Annotated in this window: 16 protein-coding genes; 5 read left to right on the forward strand and 11 right to left on the reverse strand. The window is 54.2% G+C overall.

The features are described from left to right. The 5 genes from AAFN83_RS04340 to nagB all read right to left on the reverse strand — a co-directional run. A partial coding sequence (locus AAFN83_RS04340) for a helix-turn-helix domain-containing protein (protein WP_347767392.1) occupies positions 1-318 on the reverse strand: 318 nt, incomplete at its 3' end. A 134-nt stretch (positions 319-452) separates the two neighbouring features. Beyond that, a complete protein-coding gene (locus AAFN83_RS04345; protein WP_347767393.1) occupies positions 453-1,766 on the reverse strand; it encodes a COG1361 family protein in 1,314 nt (437 codons plus the stop codon). Then, positions 1,763-8,413, reverse strand: coding sequence for a DUF7507 domain-containing protein (locus AAFN83_RS04350; RefSeq protein ID WP_347767394.1), 6,651 nt, complete (start codon positions 8,411-8,413; stop codon positions 1,763-1,765). Before AAFN83_RS04350 ends, AAFN83_RS04345 begins: the two co-directional genes overlap by 4 nt. A gap of 181 nt (positions 8,414-8,594) precedes the next feature. After that, on the reverse strand, positions 8,595-9,368 hold the full coding sequence (locus AAFN83_RS04355; RefSeq protein ID WP_347767395.1) for a class I SAM-dependent methyltransferase: 774 nt from the start codon (positions 9,366-9,368) through the stop codon (positions 8,595-8,597). 95 nt (positions 9,369-9,463) lie between these two features. Beyond that, positions 9,464-10,192 carry a glucosamine-6-phosphate deaminase gene (nagB, locus tag AAFN83_RS04360; RefSeq protein WP_347767396.1) on the reverse strand — a complete coding sequence of 243 codons (729 nt, stop codon included), beginning with the start codon at positions 10,190-10,192 and terminating at the stop codon, positions 9,464-9,466. A 213-nt stretch (positions 10,193-10,405) separates the two neighbouring features. Here nagB and AAFN83_RS04365 point away from each other — a divergent pair, with 213 nt between their 5' ends. The 5 genes from AAFN83_RS04365 (at position 10,406) to AAFN83_RS04385 (ending at position 16,222) form a co-directional block, all read left to right on the forward strand. After that, the gene (locus AAFN83_RS04365; RefSeq protein WP_347767397.1) at positions 10,406-10,933 is read left to right on the forward strand and encodes a hypothetical protein; all 528 of its coding nucleotides are present in this window, start codon (positions 10,406-10,408) and stop codon (positions 10,931-10,933) included. 48 nt (positions 10,934-10,981) lie between these two features. Next, positions 10,982-11,668 (forward strand): response regulator transcription factor, encoded by a 687-nt coding sequence (locus AAFN83_RS04370; protein WP_347767398.1) that lies wholly within the window; start codon positions 10,982-10,984, stop codon positions 11,666-11,668. A gap of 2 nt (positions 11,669-11,670) precedes the next feature. Continuing rightward, positions 11,671-12,939, forward strand: coding sequence for a HAMP domain-containing sensor histidine kinase (locus AAFN83_RS04375; RefSeq protein WP_347767399.1), 1,269 nt, complete (start codon positions 11,671-11,673; stop codon positions 12,937-12,939). Positions 12,940-13,082: 143 nt separating this feature from the next. Next, positions 13,083-13,868, forward strand: coding sequence for an ABC transporter ATP-binding protein (locus tag AAFN83_RS04380; protein ID WP_347767401.1), 786 nt, complete (start codon positions 13,083-13,085; stop codon positions 13,866-13,868). A gap of 2 nt (positions 13,869-13,870) precedes the next feature. After that, on the forward strand, positions 13,871-16,222 hold the full coding sequence (locus tag AAFN83_RS04385) for an ABC transporter permease (RefSeq protein ID WP_347767402.1): 2,352 nt from the start codon (positions 13,871-13,873) through the stop codon (positions 16,220-16,222). 106 nt (positions 16,223-16,328) lie between these two features. Here AAFN83_RS04385 and AAFN83_RS04390 read toward each other — a convergent pair whose 3' ends face one another. The 6 genes from AAFN83_RS04390 to AAFN83_RS04415 all read right to left on the reverse strand — a co-directional run bounded on the left by AAFN83_RS04390 (position 16,329) and on the right by AAFN83_RS04415 (position 22,429). After that, positions 16,329-16,727 (reverse strand): OsmC family protein, encoded by a 399-nt coding sequence (locus AAFN83_RS04390; RefSeq protein WP_347767404.1) that lies wholly within the window; start codon positions 16,725-16,727, stop codon positions 16,329-16,331. Positions 16,728-16,773: 46 nt separating this feature from the next. Further along, on the reverse strand, positions 16,774-17,790 hold the full coding sequence (locus tag AAFN83_RS04395) for an ABC transporter ATP-binding protein (RefSeq protein ID WP_347767405.1): 1,017 nt from the start codon (positions 17,788-17,790) through the stop codon (positions 16,774-16,776). Continuing rightward, entirely contained in the window at positions 17,787-18,794 is a 1,008-nt protein-coding gene (locus AAFN83_RS04400; RefSeq protein ID WP_347767407.1) for an ABC transporter ATP-binding protein, read from the reverse strand. Before AAFN83_RS04400 ends, AAFN83_RS04395 begins: the two co-directional genes overlap by 4 nt. A 49-nt stretch (positions 18,795-18,843) precedes the next feature. Continuing rightward, positions 18,844-19,776 carry an ABC transporter permease gene (locus tag AAFN83_RS04405; RefSeq protein WP_347767409.1) on the reverse strand — a complete coding sequence of 311 codons (933 nt, stop codon included), beginning with the start codon at positions 19,774-19,776 and terminating at the stop codon, positions 18,844-18,846. Between the two features lie 15 nt (positions 19,777-19,791). Continuing rightward, positions 19,792-20,742 carry an ABC transporter permease gene (locus tag AAFN83_RS04410; RefSeq protein WP_347767411.1) on the reverse strand — a complete coding sequence of 317 codons (951 nt, stop codon included), beginning with the start codon at positions 20,740-20,742 and terminating at the stop codon, positions 19,792-19,794. A gap of 82 nt (positions 20,743-20,824) precedes the next feature. Beyond that, positions 20,825-22,429, reverse strand: coding sequence for an ABC transporter substrate-binding protein (locus tag AAFN83_RS04415; RefSeq protein ID WP_347767412.1), 1,605 nt, complete (start codon positions 22,427-22,429; stop codon positions 20,825-20,827). Positions 22,430-22,562: the final 133 nt, after the last annotated feature.

A 22,562-nucleotide genomic window follows, 5' to 3' on the forward strand; every position in this document is an offset into this window, starting at 1 on the left:
GTATGATGTTGTATTTCTGCTTCGCACCTCCCGCATCCAGATTTCTAAACATTTTTTTAGCAGCGTATTCTCCCGTTTTAACTGGTTCACATATCGATCTTGATCCTGGTATTCGCTTCGTCGCCCTCGTTGATCCAACAGGCCGTATTCGCCTTTCTCCCGGTACTTTCGCATCCATACTTTGACCCGATCCTTATCGGTTAGCTTCAAGTGTTCTGCTATTCTTTGGTACGTCCACTTCTCCTCCATATGCAGCCGGACTGCCTCCATCTTCAATTCTTCCGTATACGACTGGAACTTCTGTCCTTTTCTCGCCATAAAAATTACACCCCCTAGATTTTCATCGGATTTTCCCAGGGGGTTTTTCCAATGTCTATTCTAAGGGGTGCACTTCATGCGCTCAGGCAGGCGTTTGGTTTTCTTTCAACCTCCATTGGCGGAGCCTGGAAGCTTTATTCATCGGAGTGAATGATATAAATCTCGTATCCGTTGGAGATTACTTCCCCGTTGTAATAAAAGTCGTTTAATTCGTAGGAGAACTGGGTGGCCACTACCCCTCGCAGGATGCGGCTCACGACCAGTGGACTCACCATGACCTGATAGGTGATCTGGATGGTGGAGCCGAATTCCACATAACCAATGTAGAGGGAACCGGACGAATCTGGATCGGGTGCAGGGACTCCGTTAATGCGAATGGATCCGGGAACGAGGGAGGTTTGCCTGTTGATCAGTTGATTCAGGGAGACCGATGCTCCTAAATTTCCCGTATTCGATAGGTGCAGGGTGTACTCTACGATTTCTTCCGGCCTCACGGTAGAAGGGGATGTACTGACTTCCAGCTGGAAAAGCGGAGAGTATACCTCTGTAGAGACAAAGTTCGATACGGAAGGCAGAAGACGGATGATCGTGCCGTCTTCGCTGCGGTAAGTCCCTTCGGTTCGAGCTCGATTGGGGATCTCCTGCCCAGGGGTTACTACATGAATGCCGGTAACGGTAACGTCAAAGGTTACGATGGAGTACGTTCGGGGGGCGATCGTTCCAATGGCTATGGTTGCCGGGAGGAAATCTCCGCTCTGCATGACGCCGTTTACGGTGATGCTGTTCCGTACAAAGAGGGTGCCTCTGGGGATCGTGGATTGCAGAAAAACTTCGGCCGCCACATCACCCAAATTGGAGACAATTGCGGTATAACGAAGGGTTTCACCAGGACTGGCCTGGCTTTTGTTAACCGAGAACGTGATCGTAATGTCCGGCTTTCCATACACAATGACGGGAAGCGTCAGCAGGTTGGAAAGGCCGCTGTCGTGAATGATCCGGCCGGAGGCTTCAAACGTATAGTCTCCTCGTACCTGGTTAGCCAGCTGACTGCTTGTGATCTTCATGGAGGCCACCAACTGGAAGCTGACTCGAATCATCTGGTTGATCCCGATTCTTCCCAGGTGCAGACCCGTTACGGGGTTTGCACCTGGAAGAGGAACGCCGTCTCGCTGTACGCTGTTCGGGACAAATTCGGTTCCATCCTGCAGAAGATCATAGATCGTAAGGTCGGCTTCCCGATTTCCCGTATTGGTAATCGTGATGAGGAAGACGATCGGGATACCGGGAAAGGCTTGAGTCGCTCCGGAGCTCTTGACTAGTGAAATGTTGGGTCCGACTACTGGAGTGGTCACCGTATTCGAATACGTAACGAACTGGCTCTCTCCTGCTTGGAAGAGAATACGGGATTGATTCAGCAGAGCTTCTTCCCGGTAGCCGTCGGGACTCATGAGACGAGTACCTGGAAGATGACAGTCGCGAAGTCACCCGCTGCGATCGAACCGACGGTAACGCCGACAGCAGGGTTCGCGTTGGGGAACGATACTCCTTCAACCGTAACACTGCCCGTGACAAAGGTGCTGCCCGCCGGAATGGGGTCGATGACCACAACGTTGTTCACGGTGGAGATGCCGTTGTTGGTGACGCGGATGGTATAGGTGATCGTGTCGCCGGATACCGCATCGACCGCTGGCGTGCTCTTGACTACGCTGACATCAGGAGACGATACCGGAATCACGACCGTATTGGACGGAGAGGAGCCTGTTGCGGTTCTTCCGTCAGGAAGCAGGAACGAGAAGTTGGCAACGGCAGAGTTCACGAGCTGCTGAGGCGTGGGCAAGGTTTCGATGACAACTTGCAGGGTAACCGTCACCGTGATCGTGCCGCCAGCTGGAACGGTGCCGACGACAATGCCAAGATCCGGATCAACTCCGGGTTGAGGAACGCCGTTGATGATGACACTGTTGGGGACAAATTCACCTCCGGCAGGAACCGGATCCGTGAGGGTGACCGTAGCTGCGGTATTGCCGGTATTGGTGACGTTCAGGAAGTAGGTCACCGTATCGCCAACCGTAGCAACCGTTACGTTGGAACCCTTAACAACGGATATGATGGCCTGATATACCGGCAGGGTGATGCTGTTCGACAGGGACGAACCGGAGAATGCGCCAGAAGTAAAGGAAACGGTAGCCTGGTTGCTGAAGGTGCCGGATGCCGGAAGCGACGTCACCGTAACGTTGAACCTGACCTCAACCATTCCATTCGGTGCAATCGTTCCAAGGGAAATCCCATTGGCGGGATTGCCGGTTGGTCGAGCAACTCCGTCAACAACGACGCTGCCCGGTACAAACGCGGTGTTGGTGGGGATCGGGTCGACCAGAATGGCATCCGTGACATTTTGGATGCCCGCGTTCGATACGGTAATCGTAAACGGAATGATGTCGCCGATGGTCGTCGCGGTAAAGGTGGTGCCCTTGAGTGCGATTACATTTGGCGAGGAGACGGACGATGTGACGACATTGGATGGGGCCGATCCGGTAAAGACGCGGCCATCCGGTAACGTATAGCTGTAGCTGGCCGTGGATTGGTTCACCAGTTGCTGGGATGGCGGCAGCGAAGTAATGACAACGGAGAAGGTTACCGTAACAGGACCATTCGGAGCGATCAAGCCAAGCGAAATACCGGCGGCCGGATCGGCACCGGGGAGACTCGCGCCATTCAGAAGAACGCTGTTGGGAACCAGAGTCGCTCCAGGCGGGATCGGATCCGTCAGGGTGATCGTTCCTCCGAAATTGCCGATATTCGTTATGGTTGACGTATAGACAAGGGTATCGCCAACCGTAGCATTGGTGCTGCTCACCGCTTTGAGGACCGTGAAAGCGGCCAGGTAAACGGGAGTGGTAATCGTCTCCGAGAAGGCGGTTGCCGAGAGGGCTCCGGATGTGAAGCTGACAAAGGCTTGGTTGCTGACGATGGCTGGATTGAGCAGCGAAGTAACCGTTACGCTGAAAGTAACCGGAACATTCCCTCCCGGAGCGATAGCGGGAAGCGGAATGCCGGCGGCGGGATTGGCTGCAGGCTGGGATGCACTGTTTACGGTAACACTTCCCGGGACAAACGTGGTTCCGGCGGGAATCGGGTCGGTCAGCAGCGGATTGCTGATCCCGGCAATGCCGTTGTTTATGACATTGATGGTATAGGTGATCGTATCTCCGACGGTTGTTGCAGTGGTCTCCGTTATTTTGGCCACGGTAACATTGGGAGCGGTAACCCCTACCACCACGGTGTTGGACGTTACCGAGCCGCTGAAGGGACGACCATCCGGAAGGGTAAACTGGAAGCTGGTCGTAGCCTGGTTCAACAGCTGCTGCGGGGTGGGAAGGAAGTCGATCAGGACAGAGAAAGTAACCCGAACGGTGGCTCCCGGCGCAACAACCCCGATGGGAATGCCGGATACAGGAGAAGCGGCCGCCTGTGGGATCCCGTTAATGATGACACTGTTGGGAACGAAGGAGGTTCCGTTGGGTATGGTGTCGGTAACCGTTGCCGTTGCACCGTAGTTTCCGGAGTTCGTGACGGCGATTGTGTACGATAACGTGTCACCTACGGTTGCATTGGCAACACCGGCTGTTTTCACCGCCGTAAGGATCGGTTGGTTAACCGGAATTTGGGCGGAATTGGATAACGCGGTTCCTGAGAACGTACCGGAGGTAAAGGTAGCCGACGCCTGATTAACGAGGAAGCCGGATGGAGGCAGGGATTGGACGAGAACGTTGAAGTCAACCTCAACCACACCATTCGGCGCAATGGTTCCAACCACAATCCCGGTGGTGGGGTTGGCAGAGGGGGCAGGGGCACCGTTAATGGTGACCGATCCTGCTACGAAGGTGGATCCCGGTGGGAGAGGGTCGGACAGGATCGTGCTGGTTACGGGTGCGATCCCGGTGTTCGTGACGACAACCTTAAAGGGGACGGTATCCCCGATGGCGGTATTGGTTGTGGTAGAGGTTTTCACGAGTGAGACATTCGGAGCAGAGACCGATGTGGTCAGAACATTGGACAAGGCAGAGCCGGTCAAGAGGCGTCCATCGGGCGGAATATAAGTATAGGCTACCGAAGCCTGATTGGATAACTGCTGAGGACTGGGCAGAGAGGCTACCAGAACACCGAAGGTTACCAGGACGGTCGCTCCGGCAGCTACGGTGCCTACCGGAATGCCTGTTGCAGGATCCGCACCGGCCACAGGCAGGCCGCCCACTACAACACTGTTGGGAATGAAGGTGGTAACACTTGGAATGATGTCGGTCAGTGTAGCCTGAGCATCCAGATTCCCCGTATTCGACACTGCTATGGAATATGTGAGGGTGCTTCCCACGGAAGCATTGGAAACACTAGCAGACTTCACCGCACTGATCACGGGTTGCGTAACAGGGAGATTGATCGTGTTCGATTGGGAAGAAGATGAGAAGGCTCCTGAAGTAAAGCTGACCGTAGATTGGTTTGTTATGTTGGGCGGAGTGGGCATGTTGACCATCACCTCGAAAGTTACGGTAGCAGAAGCACTGGAGGCTAACGTACCGATTGGAATGCCGGAGGCGGGATTGGCAAGCGGCACGGATGCGCTATTCACCAATACGCTGCCGGTAACAAAACTTGTTCCTTGGGGAATCGGATCGCTAAGAACCGCATTATTGATGGGAGAAGCCCCACTGTTTGTTACCACGATCGTGAATCTAGCGGTGTCACCGCTCACAACCAAGGGAACGTTGCTGCTTTTGGCCACAGAAACATTAGGAGTGGATACTCCGACCGCAACGGAATTGGATAGGGCATTGTCGGTAAAGAAACGACCATCTGGCAGCGTGTAGGTGAAGGGAGCATTACTCTGATTGGTGATTTGTTGAGGAACCGGCAAGGAGACCACGGTAACCGAAAAACTGACGACATTGGTTTCTCCGGCAGACACGGTATCCAACGAGATGCCGGTGGTGGGGTCGACGCCGGGATTCGGAAATCCATTCAAGACGACACTGTTTGGCACGAAGACGGCTTGAGGAGGCAGTGGATCCACCAAGACTACGTCCGCAGGGTAATTGCCCGAATTGGTGACCGTTAAGGTGTACATATAGGTGTCGCCCACGGTTACGGTTGAAGCACTGCTGCTCTTGATGATGGTGATGACAGGCAAGTAGGCTGCGGTTGTGATGACGGGAGAGGAAGAGGAGCCGGTAAAAGCCCCCGACGTAAAGCTGACATTAGCTCGATTGTTCAATAATGCAGGAATGGTTGGCGCAACGGCTGTAACACGGACGTTGAATATAATGGGGATGGAAGCCCCTGCGTTGATCGTCCCCAGGGAAATGCCCCCAATGGGATTGGCATTCGGCGAGGATGTTCCATTAATCAAGACGCTTCCCGGAACGAACGTCGTTCCGGTTGGGATCGTGTCCGAGAACACGGCATTCGTAACGGCCGCTACGCCGCTGTTGGTCACGGTCACCGTGTACGTGAGAATATCATTCAAGGTGGCAATGGTGTTGTTCACCGCTTTGGCAACCGTCACATTCGGGGCGGTAGCTGGAATATCCACCACATTCGAAGGAGCCGTAAAGCCCGAGAAGGAGCGGCCGCTTGGCAATTGATACGAATAAGCCGTCGTCGCCTGGTTTACAAGACGCGGCGGAGAGGGCAAGGTGTTCAGGATGAATTGAAAGGTGACCGGGACCGAGCTTCCCGGTGCCACGGACCCGAGAGGAATGCCGGTCAATGGGGAGGCACCCGGCAAGGAGACGGTGTTCACCGTAACACTCCCCGGGACGAAGGCAGTACCTGCCGGAAGAGTGTCCGTTAAGGTAGCTTGAGCCGCTAGATTACCGGTGTTCGATACAAACACGGTATAGGTGACCGTATCGCCAACTGTCGCTACACTGCGGTCAATGGACTTGACGGTGCTGATGATCGGTTGGTAGACCGGAAGGGTAACGGTATTGGACAACGATACGCCGTTAAAGGCCCCGGAGCTGTAAGCGACAGAAGCTCTGTTGACAAATTGGGCAGGAGAGGGCAGTGAGGAGGAAGTTACCTGGAAGGTGACCGTGGACGAGCTTCCTGCCGTTAAGGTGCCCAGTACAATACCGCTTGCTGGATTGGCGGAGGGACGCGCGGTTCCATTCACCGTCACGCTTCCCGGTACGAGGGAGGCTCCGCTCGGCAGCGCATCCGTCAAGGTCACATTCGTGACCGATGCGATCCCGTTATTAGCGACAACCGCGGTATAAGTGTAGGGTTCTCCCACCGCGACATCCGTCACGCTGGCACTTTTGACAACGGTCACATTGGGCAAGGCCACCGGGATCGTAAGCGTATTGGATACGGCCGAGCCGGAGGAGGTCCGACCGTCAGGAACGGTGAAAGTGTAAGCGGAAGAGGCTTGATTCACCAGCTGGGGCGGTGATGGCAGACTCTGAACCACCACCTGGAAGGTGACCGTGGCCGAGCCGCCTGAAGCGATCGAACCGACCGAAACGCCTGAAGCGATATTCGCTCCCGGCACCGATGCTCCATTCACCGTGACGCTCCCCTGTACAAAGGTGGAGCCCGTTGGAATGGGGTCCGTTACCGTTGTTGCAGCTGCGATATTCCCCGAGTTGGAGACACCAATGGTGTAGGTCACCGTGCTTCCTACGGTTGCATTCGTCGTATTCGCCGTTTTGGTCATTGATAGAATCGGCGAATAGACGGGGGTGGTTACTCCGTTGGACGGAATAACTGCCGGAGTTATCGGGCCGCCTGCCACGCTCTGAAAGTTGAAGGAGGCGTTGGCCGTGTTCACGAGAAGCTGCGTGCCGGGCATGGAGGTTACCCGAGCACTGTAGGCAACCGTGATGGAGGCTCCCGGCGCCAATGTCCCAACAGGGACGCCGGCTGTTATGTCGCCCGTTGGCCGGGAGACACCCGCGACCGTGACGCTGCCGGAGACGAAGGTCAGCCCGGTCGGCAGACTGTCGGTCACGATCATATCAGTCGCATTAGCTGTACCGGTATTGGTGACGGTGACCGTATAACGGATCGTGTCTCCAACCAGAGAACCGGTTACGTTGGCCGACTTCGTTACTCCGACTCTCGGCGCGTTGATGTCGATCTGCAAAGCATTGGCATTCAGGACATAAGCATCGCCGGAGGTCGTTAACCGCAGGACAGCAGAGGTCTGGTTGTTGGTTAACCGTGCGGATATGTCCACATTGGTGATGTCCCACCCCTGTCTTCCCCCGCTGATATTGGTCCCGGGCGCACCATTTGTCTGGTTTCGGGTCCCGAAGGTTCCGGTTGTATCCAGAGCTCCAGAATCATTGTTGATTTGAGAAGCGAAGAAGTTGTTAGCGAAGTTGTTTGTACCCGACAACGCCACTAAGGTAGAGGTAGTCGGGCCAAACAAAGCCTGGTCGCCTGTGCGGTTGGCATCGCCTTCCTGGGCGCTGAACAAGGCGCGACCTCCCAGCGCGCCGGATACCGGGGTCGAAAAGCCGGTAAGCGTGGTGGTGACAGCCGATGATGTGCTTTGGACAAGCACGGCTCCTGCCCGCAAGGACATGTTTCGGAAAGGAAGAGAGGCGTTTTGATAGATGACACCAAGGGTCCAACCCGCATTGTTGGCCGTAGGGTCATTGCTGATGGTCAGCGTCCCTACGACCCGGCCTGTCGTATAAGTTCCTGCACCTCCTTGCTGGATCAAGGTTGTCACATTTGCGGTGCGGACATAGCCAAGCGCTCCGCTGCCCAGATCAAACGTGTTGCTCGTAGCGGAATCCGGAGATACCTCCGATGTCCCAACAGGAGTCGTGAAGAGAACGGGGTTGTTGATTGCAGACGTCAAGTTGGTCGTGCCGTTGACGTATGTACCGCCCCAGATCAACTCGGCATATAGGATTGAACTGCCAGCAGGAAGAGTCAAAATGGCGGAGGAGCTGTTGAGCAAGTAATTATCAGTGGTTCCGAATGGGTATGTCCCGTATCGCAGAGCAGTATTGGTCGTGACAAATGCGCCAATGCTGTCGGAAGTGCCGGGAACGCCGGAGACTTCGGAACGGCTGAGGCCCAAGGTGTTCCCGATAAAGGTGATGGCTCCCGTCGCATTGACCGTTGATCGAACGATAAGTGGAATTTGTATTCACCTCCATTTCCGAGCAACTGATACAAAGAGTTCCACCCGCTCAATTTTATGAACCCTATGAATCGAACTTGTTTGTCCTGTTTTGGAGGAAAGAAAAGAATTTCACGGATTACGAGGGGTTTCGTTTACGAATGGTTAACAACTGAGGTGTTTTGTTGGGGAAGTGCCGGGGGGAAAAGGTGCGTCGGAGGACTTTGGGCCGTCGAATGCCGCCCTCATCTGACAAGAGAGGTTCTTCCTCCGAAAAGTCCAGGGGGCTTGGGATGGAACGAAGTTCATGGGCGCAGTGGGGTTCCATATGGGAATGCCGGGACAGCTGTTCAAGCTCAGAAGGGGTAACTTCTTCTTTGATAACGACAAAATGGTACAGGATCTCATCCACAACATTGACTTGAATACGATGCAGATCCTCCAGCTCTTCCGATTCGTAGGAAGCCGCACGCAAGGATTCGTTATAGAAGTATTCCATTCGAAGCAGACGGAAGTCATAGGGGAGCTCATCCAGATTCTCATAGGGAGAAAGAGCAGGGGATACAGGGCCGTGAGAGGGTTGAAAAAAGCAATTCGTGAAGTGCCGAGGGGTGTGCTCATCAAATCGGTGCCGGAGCAACGGATTGGTACTGTGTTTGAAGCTGTGCGCATAAGGAACCAGGATGCAGACGATGGCTTTGTGAATGGAGACGCGATAGATCTCCGTCAGCATGGCTTGCAAATCGTGCACATAGGGCAGAAAGCGGCAAGCCATGACCCATTCCACCGATTCGTCGGGTAGAGGAAGGCCCTCGTTCAGATCCCATACCAAATCCACATCCTGATGCGGACGGCGGTCGATTCCGTAAAAATCCGGATGCTTGTGTGTCCCGCAGCCCAAGTCTAGTTTCACGATCCATGCCCCCCGTTCCATCGGTTCCCTTGTTTGTTTCTACAGGGTATCCGCATAAAGGGGAAGGTGTGCACCCGGTTGGAATTCGTCCGCGCTCAGAGTATTCCTCTCCCGGCCCCCCGATCCAGAAGCACGACAACATTCGGGTGACATTGAAGTAGGGAGGCAGGACACTGCGTCGTGATCGGCCCCAGAAAAGCTTCTCGAATAACCTTCGCTTTATCCTCTCCCCGTGCAATCAGCAGAATCTGCTTGGATTTTAGTATGCTCCCTACGCCCATGGTAATGGCTTGGTTAGGCACCTGGTCGAGACTGCGGAAAAAACTGGCATTGGCCTCCCGCGTCCCTTCCTTCAAGGTCACGACATGGGTTCGTCCCGATAGATCGGTCCCCGGCTCGTTAAAGCCGATATGCCCATTATGGCCGATGCCAAGTATTTGCAAATCGATGGGACCGCACGTTTCAAGACTCTGCTCATAAGCCCGGCATTCCGCAGCCAAATCGGTTGCATTGCCGTTCGGCACATGAGTCCTCGCCAGATCGATATCAATCTGATGAAACAGCAGCTCGTTCATTCGACTCCGGTAGCTCTCCGGATGGTCAACCGGGAGTCCGACGTATTCGTCCAGATTGAAGGAAGAAGCCTGCTCAAAACAAACCCTCCCCTTCTGGTATAGGGCTATCAAGTGTTTGTAGATACCGATAGGGGAGCTTCCCGTAGCCAGTCCCAACACCGCTTTCGGTTTCATTAGAAGCAAGCTTGCAATCAGACCCGCCCCTGAAGCGTTCAAGTCTTCCTCATGGTCAAAGATGCGTAGGTTCATCCGGGTGAGCTCCTTTTATGGATGGTGTGAAAGCGCTATAATTTCATTTTACACGTTGCGACAAGAAAAAGCAGTAAGCGCAGAGGGCTGGAAGCCATCCCCGGGTGCAAACGGAAGAGGCGGCTGAACTCGATTTACTAGAGTTTTTCTGATAAACCGAATCGCTCTATGGTAAACTATCCCCATCCCATGCAAGAAAGGTAACCGTTCATCATGAGAAGAAAGAGTACAAAGGCAAGGCTCCTTGTTGCGGCAGGCAGTTGTCTTCTCCTGGCCATCCTGTTTATCTTTGCTGCTAACCGCTTGGATTGGTTTGGAGGCGGGACGGCTCAAATCGAGCAGCTTACGAGCACGGACTTATCCATCATTACCGTGGATGGAATCCAACTCGGCGCAGCTATCCGCGATGTAGACTTGTCCAGCTACAAGCCGAGTGATCGCTTCAGCGCAGGAAATCATAAGTTCCGATTCGATCGGCTGGTGCTGGATGTGGATGATCGCGATCGCATCAGCTACCTGTTCGGCTTTAACGATGAGGTGCGCATTCGGATCAAGGATGAATCAGCCGTCACCATCAAGGACATTACCCGCCTGTTAGGCGATCAATACGTGGATCAATCCCAGGACCGCGAGCAACGATTGCGAAAGCATGTCTACTACGACCGGGTAAACGGCAGAACCGCTGAGTTCATCTACAGCGCCGACGGGCAATTCGTCTGGCTCTATCTGAATCAGAAGTAAGTTGAATAGTGCTAGACTAGAACAAATTATGGGCTTGAGGAGACTGCTATGACCTACGATTGCCTCATTGTCGACGACGAGCGGGAGCTGGCGGAGAGCACCAGCGAATATTTCAACCTGTTTGATGTTCGGACCGCCTACGTGACAAGTGCGGACGAATGCCGGGCTTTTTTGCGAGAGCATTCCGTTTCACTCCTACTGCTGGATATCAACCTGGATACGACCTCGGGGTTCCAGCTCTGCAAGGAGCTTCGGCAGGAGACGGGGATTCCCATTCTGTTTATCAGCGCGCGCACATCGGAGGATGACGTCCTCGTTGCACTGGAGATTGGCGGGGATGATTACATCCACAAGCCGTATACGCTCCGCGTGCTGCTCGCGAAGGTGAAGGCCGTACTCAAGCGCTGGAGCAAGGAAGCGTCGGAGCCGGAGCGGGAAGAGTGGACGGCCGGGCCGGTGCGAATCGATTCCGAGCTGCAGAAAGCGACCCTGCACGGAGAGCCGCTGAAGCTGAAGGCGATGGAGTACAAGCTGCTACGTTACTTGATTCAGAACAAAAATCGCGTCATCTCGAAGGAGGAGCTCTTTGCCAATGTGTGGGGAGATGTCTTCGCTGGAGATGGGACGCTGAATGTCCATATCCGCCACCTACGGGGAAAGATCGAGCCGAATCCCAACGAGCCGACCTACATCCGAACCGTTTGGGGAGTCGGCTATGTGTTCGAGGAGAACTGACGATGTTTCGTAAACTGCTGCTTGCCCTGCTTGCCTTGACGGTAGCTGCAAGTGCCGGTCTTGTCGGCATGCTGTCCCTCATGAAAGAAGGAGCTCCCCCGGATCGGGTCGTGATCAATGAGATGGTCCGGCAGATCGAGCAGAAGTGGGGAACGGAGGACGTTCTTCGACGCATGGAAGGCACCTATGAGTACACCCTTCTTGATCAGAACGGGGACGTTCTGTACCAGACGGCGGAGGGATTGTCGGGTTCGGTGAATGAAGCGATCCGAAACCGGGAGACGCCCGTTGATATCCGCGTAGGTGGGGAGCTGGTTGGGAAGCTGATCGTACATAACGACGCAGAGGCCCATTTTCAAAGGTGGAAAACTCGTTTGGCCTTTGGAGGTGGAGCGTTCCTGCTCGGAGCCCTTTTGTTGGGGCTGGGATACCTTCTGTATTTGAATAAAATCGTATTTCGTCCGTTTGCGAAAATGCAGCGATTTGCCCGTCACATTGCCAAAGGTGACCTTGAGCTCCCACTTGAGATGGACCGGAACCACCTGTTTGGAGCTTTCACGGAGAGCTTCGACATGATGCGGGAGGAGCTTGCTGCGGCGAGAAGGAATGAGTACTTAGCGAACAAGAGCAAGAAGGAACTGGTCGCAGGGCTGAGTCATGACATCAAGACACCTGTCTCTTCCATCAAAGCCATCACCGAGCTCATGCTCGTTCGTGTGACGGACGAGAAGGTGGAGAGGCAGCTGGAGACGCTCTATTCGAAGGCCGATCAGATTGACCGGCTGGTGACCGATATGTTTCATTCCACGCTCGAGGAACTGCAGGAGCTGAAGGTTCAGGTGACGGAAGAGAACAGCCGTCTGGTGGAGGAGATCATACGCAATGCCGATTACTCCGGTGTGGTGACGGCAGAGAAGGTTCCTCCTTGTATCTTGAAGGTAGATGCCATTCGCCTTCAGCAGGTCGTGGACAATGTCGTGCACAACGCTCGCAAATATGCCGGAACGGTTGTAACGGTCCGTTTCCAAATTCGGGAGGGCTTCCTGGAGGCGGAGTTCGAGGATTACGGGCCGGGCGTAGAGGAAGAGGAGCTTCCGCTTTTATTCAATCAATATTATCGGGGGAGCCGGGCGTTGCATCAAAATGGTTCAGGACTGGGCCTCTACTTATCCCGCCATTTGATGCGGCGCATGCATGGCGAGATTGAGTGCAGCAATCGCTCGGACGGATTCACGGTGAAGCTGATTCTTCCGCTCTCGGGTACGAATTAAGAATCGATTAAGGATTGGGCAAAGACCCGCTAAGGACTTCTATTGTAAGATAAGGCTGCAATCGCACCCGCCGTTGCGGCCTTCTTTTTGCCTGATCAGCAGGAGCCGGACGATGAGGTTCTAGGAAAATGGATGGTGAAAAGATGAGCGGAACGTTACAGGACATCGAACGCCCGACTTTGTTGCAGACGAAAAAGCTGGGAAAGACGTTCTCCCACGGCGGGATTCAGCAGCATGTTTTGAAGAACCTGGACTTAACCTTGTACCAGGGCGACTTTACGGTCATTATGGGCAGCTCGGGATCGGGAAAATCGACCTTGCTCTACGCCTTGTCGGGGATGGATAAGCCGACGCTAGGGGAAGTTCACTTCCAGGATATCGAGCTTACGCGGATGAACAACGACCAGCTGGCGGTCTTCCGCCGCGGTCATTGCGGCTTCGTGTTCCAGCAAATTCATATGCTCGATACGATGAGTGTGCTGGACAATGTGCTGGCAAGCGCTTATCTGGTTCAGAAGAATCGCTCGCAAGCTGCGAAAAAGGCGATGGATATGCTTGCTAGAGTTGGGCTGGATACCGGGACCCAGCGCCGATTCCCTTCGCAGATTTCCGGAGGGGAAGCGCAGCGGGCGGCTATCGTCCGTGCCTTGATCAACAATCCGCTCGCTCTGTTTGCGGATGAACCAACAGGCGCATTGAACAGCGCGTCCAGCGAAAGCGTGCTGAACCTGCTGTCTGAAGTGAACGAGCAGGGGCAAAGCATCGTCATGGTTACCCATGATGTCAAAACCGCATTAAGGGGCAATCGAATTCTCTATCTGAGGGACGGAATCGTGATCGATGAGCTTCGATTGCCTGCATGGAACGGACAATCGAATCCCGAACGCCTGGATCGGCTGCAGGACTTCCTCACGAGACTGGGGTGGTAACGATGGGTTATCATGCGATCCGCAAAGTCGCCTGGTCCAACATTCGCAAGCGCAAAAGCGCTTCCGTCACGCTTATGGCGTTGATTCTGTTATCCATTATGCTCCTCTATATTGGACTGTCCGTCATGATCAAGCTTGGTTCGTTCCAGGAACAGAAGATGGAGGAGTTGCAGGTCCCCGATCTTGTCTCCTATTACAGTCAAAATGATGATTCTGCCACTTACCGGGGAATCGTAAAGGAGTACCCGGCCACCGCAAAGTGGGAGGCGGAATCGGCCATGCTGGTGGGAGAAACGCGCATGAAGTATGGCAATGCAGAGGTATTGGCGGGGCTTCTCCTCTTGAAGGATTCCACCCCGAGAACCTTGTCCCCGCACCTGAAAGCTCCCGGACAACCGGAAGCGGCAGGGGACGAGCTCGTCTACTTGCCGTATATGTTCGAGCTATCTGGGGGGTATAAGGTTGGAGATGCGTTCACCTTTGCCGCAAAGGGACACACCTTCTCGTTTATCGTCGGAGGATTTTACGAGGAAGCCTTGCTCGGTTCGTTTACGAACTCGGCAGTCAAGCTGTTTGTAAGCGATTCGGCTTTCGCGAAGCTGGAAGAGGGGCTTGGCGAGGAAGCCCGCTATGAGCTCTTGTCCATATCCTTGAACGATGCGAAGAATACAATGGGCAAGATCAGCCAGCAATTGGCGGAAAAGCTCACCTCCTCCAAAACGAGCGGAAGCTATGTCGTCATGGAGGCCGCGACTGCCATTGAAGGCAATCAATTTCTGATCAAATTGCTGGCTGCCATTCTGGTCGTCTTTTCCCTCCTGATCGTAGGCATTGCCCTCTTCGTCATGCGCTTCCAGATTCAGGTGCAGCTTGAGGATTCCATGGTGAACATCGGGGTTCTCAAGGCGAACGGCTACACCTCCGGCCAGATCAAAGGGGCCATTCTGCTTCAGTTCGGCCTCATCGGTCTGGCCGCCGCGCTGCCAGGGCTTGTCCTGTCAGGAATTCTGATGCCCTATGTGGGTAACATGATCTCCGCCTCCTTGGGGCTTCTGTGGCCCACTGCCTTTGATTCCCTCAGCGCGCTGCTCAGCCTGGTAACCATCCTGGGCTTGCTCCTCCTGGTTGTGGTTCAATCGAGCAGACGCATACGCAGCATCACGCCGATCACCGCCTTGCAGAGTGGGCTGCAGACGCATAATTTCAAGCGTAACCCCGTTCCTCTGGCTGCCTCTCGTCTACCGCTGCAGCTCGCTTTGGGTCTCAAAGCGCTCGTTCGACAGATCAAACAGAATGTGATGCTGTTCCTGATCGTTGCGGGCTTGATGTTTTCGAGCGTCTTTTGCCTGATCCTCAATTACAACATGACCCGGGACAATACGGGAATCATCAACCTGGTCGGGATCGAACGCAGCAGCTTGATGATCGCTCCCCAGAAGGGATTCGTAACACCGGAGATGCTGGCCGAGCTCTCGCAGGTGGATGGGGTTCAGAAGCTGACCCAGTTGGATGGAATGAGTGCGACCATCGGCGAACGGGTGGTGCTCCTTCAAGTTTCGAATGACTACAGCAAGCTGGAGACCCAGACGGTCTACAAGGGACGGCATCCGCTGTATGATAATGAAGTTTCGCTATCCGGGATTGTCGCCAAGCAGATTGGCAAATCCATCGGCGATGAAGTCACGATCGTCGTGAACGGGGTAAGCCAAAACTACCTGATCACCGGCTTCAGCCAACAGATCACCCAGCTCGGAATGGTCGCCTCCATGACGAGTGAAGGATTTCATCACCTCATGCCGGATTATGCGCCGAAGACCGTTAACGTCTACTTAAAGGAAGGAAAAGATCCGGCCGCTGTCATCCAGGAGTTGGAGCAGCGCCATCCCGGTGAATGGACCAGCCGCAATATGGAAGAATGGCTGGAGGGCATTCTCGGGACCTTTACCTCCGCCATTACGGCAATCACGTGGACCATCACAGCAGTTACCCTGTTCGTTGTCAGTCTGATTCTTTATCTGGTCATCAAGACACTGGTGGTCAGACGAAAGAAGGAGTTCGGTGTTCTGAAAGGAATGGGGTATCGTTCCCTGCAAATCATGACGCAGATTTCGCTCAGTCTTCTACCCGTTATCCTGCTTGGGGTTGTTGTTGGCGGGGTACTGGGAAGCCTGTTCTCGGATGACTTGTTCGTGCTGCTATTGGGGAGCTTGGGTATTTACAATGTGGATTATACGGTCGATGTTTCGCAAGTGCTGCTATTGGCTGTCAGCCTCGTAGCCATTTCCTACGCCGTGACCATGCTCGTCTCGAGGAGAGTTCGCAAGATCAGTGTCACCAGCCTGATTTCAGAGTAATAGGCAGTCGTCCATAGAGAAAAACAGAGCAACCCACAAAAGGACTCTTCCACCGGAGTCTCTTTTGTGGGTTGTTGGTTTTCCGGCTCTCGCAGGAGGCCTTCTTCTAGAGGGCAGGTTCGATCTCCGTCAACTCGATATCCGGGCTGATGCGCAGCGTGTTGCTGATCGTGCAGAGCAGCTCGACTCTTTTTAACAGTGCGGCTTTCTCCTCTGAGGTAAGGCTATTCGGAAGAGCTACCTCGATATGGAAATCCGAGAAGCGGCTGTTGATTCCACTTCGTTTCGATGCGGCTACGTTCACCACAATCTCTGAGAAATCAGCCTTGATTCCGTTTTGCTCCATTTGCTTTTGCAAGGTGATGGAGATACAGAGTCCGAGAGAGGCTTCCAGAAGCTCTTTTGGATTCAACCCATTTAAATTAGGCGCGGTAGTCCCGATGACCTGCAAGCCCGCCTCGTTGTAGACTTCATTCTGTCCTTCCTGGTATCGGATGGTCGTCAAGAGAATCAAACCTTTCCTTATCGATTAGATCAGATAACAAGCTAGTTTAGATCAGGAGACAAGCAGCCTTGTGACCGGATGCGATTTCACGCAGCACCGGAACTTCTTGCTTGCATCGTTCCGTTGCCAGCGGGCACCGGGTATGAAAGGCGCAGCCGGACGGGGGAGAGACCGGGGAAGGAACTTCTCCTCTCAGCACGATCCGGTCCCGGCGGCCACTGTGCGCGGCATCGGGAACAGCCGAGAACAGTGCGCGGGTGTAGGGATGCCGCTGATGCTGGAACAGCTCGTCGGTTGAGGCCTCTTCCACAATGCGGCCCAAATACATGATGCCGATTCGATCCGAGATGTAGCGGACCACGCTGATGTCATGGGTAATGAACAGCATGGTCAGCTTTCGCTCTTGCTGCAGTTGCTTCAGCATGTTGAGAATCTGGGATTGAATGGATACGTCTAGGGCGGACACCGGCTCGTCGAGCACAAGAAGCTTTGGGTCCAGAATCAGTGTCCGGGCAAGCCCCAACCGCTGCCGCTGTCCGCCTGAGAATTCATGAGGATACCGGAAATAGTGTTCCGGTTGGAGACCAACCGCCTCAAGAATGGCGAAGGCGAGCTCTTGCCTCTTCGAATGATTTGCCACCCCATGGATGAGGAGGGGCTCCTCCAGAATGGACCCGATCCTTTTGCGGGGGTTCAGGGAGGAGAAGGGGTCCTGAAAGACGAGTTGCATCTGCTTGCGCAACCAGCGAAGCTCTCGGTTCGATAGCTTGGTAATGTCCTTCCCCTCATACCACACCTCACCCGAGGTCGCTGGAGTCAGACCAAGCAAGGTTCGGCCGGTCGTGCTTTTCCCGGAGCCGGATTCCCCGACCAAGCCATACGTTTCCCCTTCCTTAAGCTCGAAGGAGACATCGGTAACGGCATGAACATACTGGCGAGGACCTAGAAGCTGCTCGAACGGACGGTGAACGGGAAATTGCTTGGTCAAGCCCTTCACCTGCAGAAGCGGGCTTTGGTGAGGAGGGACGGAGGTCGTGGACGCATGGGGCTGAACAGAAGTCATGGTCGGTCTTCCTTTCCAAACGAAGACAAGCTTTGATAGTGCCAGCACTTCACCTTGTGCTGTTCGGTTGCCTGCTCCAGAGGGGGCTCTTCCATGCGGCATTTGTCATCGGCATAAGGACAGCGGGTAGAGAACCGACAGCCCTGGGGGACATCGAACAAAGAGGGAACGGTGCCCGCTATCACGGCAAGCGGCTCCTCTCGATTGGTGTTTAATCTTGGCAAAGAGTGGATGAGGCCCTGCGTATAGGGGTGAAGAGGGGTATCAAAGAGTTTACGAACGGGTGCATCCTCAATGATTTGCCCCAGGTACATCACCTTCACGGAGGTGCAGATTTCCGACACTACCCCGAGATCGTGGGTAATGAAGATGACGCCCATTTGAAGCTGTTCATTCAGCTCCAGGATAAGGTCGAGAATCTGAGCCTGAATGGTAACATCCAGCGCAGTGGTCGGCTCATCGGCAATCAATAGCTTGGGCTGACAGGCGAGAGCCATTGCGATCATCGCGCGCTGCTGCATGCCGCCTGACAGCTCATGGGGGTAGCTGTCTACCCGCATTTCAGGAGAGGGAATGCCCGTCAAGCGCAGAAGATCGATCGTTTTTTTGCGTGCTTCCTTGCGTGACAAGCGCTGATGCAGGATCAACCCCTCTGAGATCTGATTGCCGATGGTATACACCGGGTTCAAGGAGGTCAGCGGGTCTTGAAAGATCATGGATATCTCGTTACCGCGGATCGTTCGCATCTGAGAGAGCGGAAGCTCCAACAGATTTTGACCTTGAAAACGGACGTCTCCTTCGTATTCGATGGCATCGGTGTGTTCCAGAAGCCGCATGAAGGATTGCGCCATCACGCTTTTGCCGGAGCCGGATTCTCCGACCACGCCTACGATCTCGCCGGGATGGACGGAGAAGCTGACGTCGTCAACGGCGGTAACTCTTCCACGGTCGGTATAGAAATGCGTTCGCAGATGATCGACTTGCAACAGGGGCTCTTGCTGCATAAAACTACCTCCCGTATCTTGCATGTTGGCTAGACAGACTAGCGTTCGTTCAGACGGTCTTACCGAAGAGTTTCCCCTTACGGCGCGGACGTTTTGCCTTGATGTGGGGATCTCCGAAATCGCGTAGACCATCTCCGAGCAGGTTTAGGGCAAGCACGGACACGATGATGGCGGTTCCTGGAAAGACCACCATCCACCATGCTTTGTAGATGACCAGCTTGCCTGCTTGCAGGATGTTCCCCCAGCTGGCGGCAGGGGCGGGAATGCCCACGCCGAGGAAGCTGAGTGCCGCTTCCGAGATAATCGCCTCTGCAAAGACGAAGGTCGCCTGAACAAGGAGCAGGGAGAGGATATTGGGAGCGATGTGTCTCCAGATGATCCGAGTGGCTCCTGCCCCTTGGGAACGAATCGCTTCGATGTACGTTTGTTCCCGGATCACGAGGGCCCGGGAGCGAACAACTCGAGCGATATTTGGGGTGAAGACAATCGACAATGCCGTAATGACATTGACGGCGGATGCCCCAAGCGCGGACATCAAGGCAATGGCCAGCAGGATGGCCGGAATGGCGACAAGCCCGTCACAGATGCGCATCAGAATGTGGTCGAGCGTGCGATAGTAGCTGGCGTACAGCCCGATGATGAGCCCGAAGGTGGAGGAAATGACAGCTACCGCCAAGCCGACGCTCATGGAGACTTGCGCTCCGTAGATCATGCGGGTGAAGAGATCGCGCCCGAATTCATCCGTCCCCAGGAGGTGATTCGCTCCGGGCGGCTTTAACCGCTCCACAATCTTCATTTCATTGGGAGAATAAGAGGTGAGGAGAGGGCCAAGAAGAGCGAGCGCCAGCAGGAGGATGAGCAAGCCGACTCCGATTAACAAGGCCGGTTGGCTCAGAAAGCGCCGCTTTCGAAGAGTTCGCTGCTCCCTCTGCAATTGTTTCCGCAAAGCGAGAAGGTCCTCACGCGAACGGATTGTGCTCATGGGGTGTCGTCCTTTCTATTTCCGGTCGAGCCGTACACGCGGATCAACGGCTCCATACAACAAATCAATCAGCAGATTGATTCCGATGACGATCAAGGTTACGACGAGAACGACGCCTTGGATGACAGCAAAATCCCGACGAACAATGGAATTCAGGATGAGCTGACCCAGCCCCGGGATCGTGAAGATCGATTCGACGACCACCGCTCCCGTTACGAGGGAGCCGAAGGTTTGTCCGACAATGGTCAGGATGGGGAGGAAGGCATTGCGGAAGGCATGCTTCAGCAGTACCTTTTTCTCCTTGAGCCCCTTGGCGCGAGCGGTCTTGATAAAGTTCAGATTCAATACCTCCAGCATGGAGGAACGGGTCATCCGAGTAATAAGAGCTGCCTGGATAATGCCAAGCGACAATCCCGGAAGGATCAAATAACGCAGGTGCGTCCATAAGCCAGCAGACAGCGGCTCATAGCCGGCAACCGGGAGCCATTCCAGCCTGACGCCAATCACGAGCATAAAGAACAGACCAAGCAAAAAGCTGGGAATCGCCGTGCCGACCAGCGAAAGCCCCATCAGCGTCACATCCGTAAACGTTCCTCGTTTATAGGCTGCGATCACGCCGAAAGGGATGGATAGAATCAGAGCGAACAATTGAGCTAGTATAGCGAGCGAAAGAGTAGGGCCCATATGCTCCTGAATCGCCTGCAGCACCGGCTGCTTCATGAAGATGGAATCCCCCAGGTCCCCCTGAAGCACGTTGGACAGCCAGTGAACATACTGCTCCTGTATCGGCTTGTCCAGGCCCAGCTCATGGCTGAGCTGTTGAATGTCCTGCGGAGAAGCTTCAAGTCCAAGGATTGTTGCCGCTGGATCGCCCGGCGTGATGTGGATGATGAAAAAGATCACCAGCGTCACCACAAACAACACGGGGATTAACGACAGGATTCGTTTTACCACATAAGCGAGCATGATATCCCTCATTCATCAACGTTCTTGGAAGCAAGCAGGGTGCTTCCCCGCCTTGCGGCGAGGAACACCCTGGTACGGCACTTTATTCGGGAACTTTGGCATTCCATACGATCAGGCTATCTTGAATCTGGAACCCTTCAATCGATTTCGCCGTTGCGATGACACTGTTGTAATGGCTCAAAACCGTAGCAGATCCGGTTTCGTATAAAGCCTGCTGAACAGTTTCCCACTGTTTCTTCGCTTCCTCGGGGCTAGCGGCTTCCCGGATGCCAACGACACCCTTCTTAACGGTTTCATTGTTCAGTCCCGCCCAATCCGGATTCACAGCGAGGATTTGCGGCGGAGTCAGTTGGTAGCCGGTGCTGGCAACGAACAGATCCCATTTGCTGCGGTCTCCTTTGGTTTCAAGGAAGGTAGGGAAGTCGTAGTTGTCCACCTTGACCTTAAAGCCGACCTTGGTGAGCTGCTCTTGAATGACCAGGGTGGCGGTGTACATTTCGGCATAGTCCTTCGTGGTCAGCAGCGTGATTTCCTGGCCGTTGTAGCCGGCTTCCTGGAGCAGCTGCTTGGCCTTTTCCTGGTTCGCTTGATTGTAGAAATCCTTGCCGACATCGGTTGCCCAGCGGGTTTGATTGGGGTTCATGAAGCCTGGAGCCAACGAGTAGAGCTCGGGTTTCACATAGCTGGCAATCGAAATCTCTTCGTCGTTCAATGCGGCGAGGATCGCTTGCCGATACTTGTCGTTCGTAGAGAGCAGTCCGTCGCTCGTATTCAGGAAAGCCGTGAGCGCGCCGCCTGGGTAGGTTTGCAGTTGAATGCTGCTGTTCGACGCGAGCTCGTCATAGCTCTCGCTTGGAATGCTTGCGGCCACATCGTATTTTCCGGTCTTGATTCCGGCAATTCGGGTCGATGCGTCGGAGACGAATTGGAAGGTCAGCGTCTTAGTAGGGGCAAGCTTCGCTCCCGAGTAGCCGCTCGGTTCGGCCGTTACCCCTTGATAGTCGTCAAATTTTTCGAGTGTAATGGATTGGTCCTGCTTCCATTCCTTGAACTTGTATGGCCCGGTCCCGATATAGTCCTTGATTCCGTCAGCTGTTGCCGACTCAATGGATTCCTTCGGCAGAATGGAGGGGAATTGGGCATGGGAGGAAATGAGGAGCAGCACATCGGAGGTGGCTTTCTCCACCGTCAATTTCACTGTGTACTTATCAACCTCTTCAAATTTAGCATTCGGCAGAAGCTGCTTCGCGCGGGAGTTGGTCGTGAGCCAACGATTCATGGAAGCCACGACATCCTCGGCGGTCAGTTCTTTGCCGTTATGGAACTTGACTCCCTCCCGAAGAGGGAACGTGTAGGTTAATCCGTCACTGCTCGTTTCGACCGATTTGGCGAGCTGGGGAACCGGCTCATAATTGGCATTTAGGGTATAGAGCTGTTCGAAGATATTCCCTGCAATATCGAAGGTGATCGCCGAAACGGTGATGGCCGTGTCCAGTGTGGGCGGTTGGGCAGTGACCGCGATGTTCAAGGTATCTTTATAGGTTTGACTCTGGGCGGTCTCCGTAGGTGCTGCGGAAGAGCCGGTGGGTGCTGTGGTGTTCGCGTTATTGGAGTTGGAACTGCAAGCACTTAGAACAGTAGCCAGAGCAAGCACTCCCGCAAACCATCCGAATTTTTTCCTGGTCATGATGTAACCCCCTGTTTGTCGTTTTAATTCATAGTAATCTAATACGAATTATTATGTATATTAATAGATCAAATCGATTTTTGTCAACGAGTGAATTTGTATTCTTTTATTCTAAGGAAGGAGAGGTACATTT

The sequence above is a fragment of the Gorillibacterium sp. CAU 1737 genome (genome assembly GCF_039888655.1).
Classification (GTDB): Bacteria; Bacillota; Bacilli; order Paenibacillales; family NBRC-103111; genus Gorillibacterium.